We start from the raw sequence: 1,655 nt of genomic DNA, 5'->3' as shown, positions 1-1,655 counted from the left end.
ATTCGGATAGTGACAGTGATTCGGATTCAGACAGCGACTCCGATTCCGACAGCGATTCCGACTCTGACAGCGACTCGGATTCAGATAGCGATTCCGACTCCGACTCGGACAGCGACTCGGATTCCGACAGCGACTCCGACTCTGACAGTGATTCGGACTCGGACAGCGATTCCGACTCCGACAGCGATTCGGATAGTGACAGTGATTCGGATTCAGACAGCGACTCCGATTCCGACAGCGACTCTGACTCTGACAGCGACTCTGACAGCGATTCCGACTCTGACAGTGATTCGGATTCGGACAGTGATTCGGATTCGGACAGCGATTCGGATTCTGACAGCGATTCGGACTCTGACAGCGATGCCGATTCCGACAGTGATTCGGATTCTGACAGCGACTCGGATTCTGACAGCGACTCGGACTCTGACAGCGACTCCGATTCCGACAGTGATTCGGACTCTGACAGCGATTCGGATATCCCGCAGGCCAATGCGGATACCAATACCGCGCTGATCTCTGAGAACCATGACAATCTCGACGGGGTAAACGGTACGATTACCCAGCTGACAGGCGTGAACCTGCTTGGCGTGGTCGATGTTTCGCTGCTTAGCGGTAATAACTTTGACTTTACTGTCGCGAGTGGAACGACTCAGGATGTGGCACTGGATATTTCCGGCGGCACCACGCTGAGCTCGGCGGCGCTGATTAATACGCTACTGCTGCTGCTGGGTGGAACGAATACCTTCCAGGCCGATCTCGCGGTGGTGAATACGGTGACCGGAGAAGTGGTTGCGCTGGCGTCGAATGCGGTGACTATTACGGCGGGAGGCGTCAGCCTGGATTACAGCGGTAGCGCCAGCTTCAGCGACCTGCCGGAGGGGAACTATACGGTAGTGATTTCGTCGCCAACGAATACCGGGCTGCTGCCGACGCTGGTGAATTTCCTGGCGAATCTCAGCGTAGCGACCGCGGTGGATGTGGCGGTAACCGACTCCGTAGGATACGAGTCCGCGATTATCAGCGGTAACGTACTGCAGACGGACGCGGGTGGGGACGTTGGCGATACCGGTACGGATATTACTGTGACCAGCATCATTGCGACCTCGGTTCCGGGGGCAACGGCGGAACCGGTTAGCTCGGGGGGGACGATCGTTGAGGGCGCCTACGGTACGCTGGTGATCTATGCCGATGGTTCTTACACCTATCACGCGACCGGAGACGCTGACTCTGTCGGTCAAACGGAGGTCTTTACCTACACCATTACGGATGCGGATGGCGATACGGCAACGACGACGCTGACCATTAATATTGGCCTGGCCGATGATACGGATAGCGATGCTGATTCCGACTCCGACAGTGATTCCGATTCGGACAGCGACTCTGACTCCGACAGTGATTCGGATTCCGACAGCGACTCTGACTCCGACAGTGATTCGGACTCTGACAGTGACTCGGATTCTGAAAGAGAATCCGAATCCGACAGCGAATCTGAATCTGACAGAGACTCTGACTCCGACAGTGACTCGGATTCAGACAGCGATTCGGACTCTGACAGCGACTCCGATTCTGACAGCGACTCGGACTCGGACTCGGACTCGGATAGTGACTCGGATTCGGACAGCGATTCGGACTCCGACAGTGACTCCGACTCTGAC

At 56.3% G+C, this 1,655-nt stretch carries 1 pseudogene; it reads left to right on the top strand.

The window, feature by feature from the left end:
* Positions 1-1,655: pseudogene (locus ABLU87_RS04750) on the top strand (hypothetical protein); the annotation flags it as partial.

The organism is Klebsiella sp. CB_Kp196, from assembly GCF_040061575.1.
In the GTDB taxonomy this organism is placed as follows: domain Bacteria; phylum Pseudomonadota; class Gammaproteobacteria; order Enterobacterales; family Enterobacteriaceae; genus Klebsiella; species Klebsiella michiganensis.
This window is presented reverse-complemented; position numbering and strand designations above follow the sequence as displayed.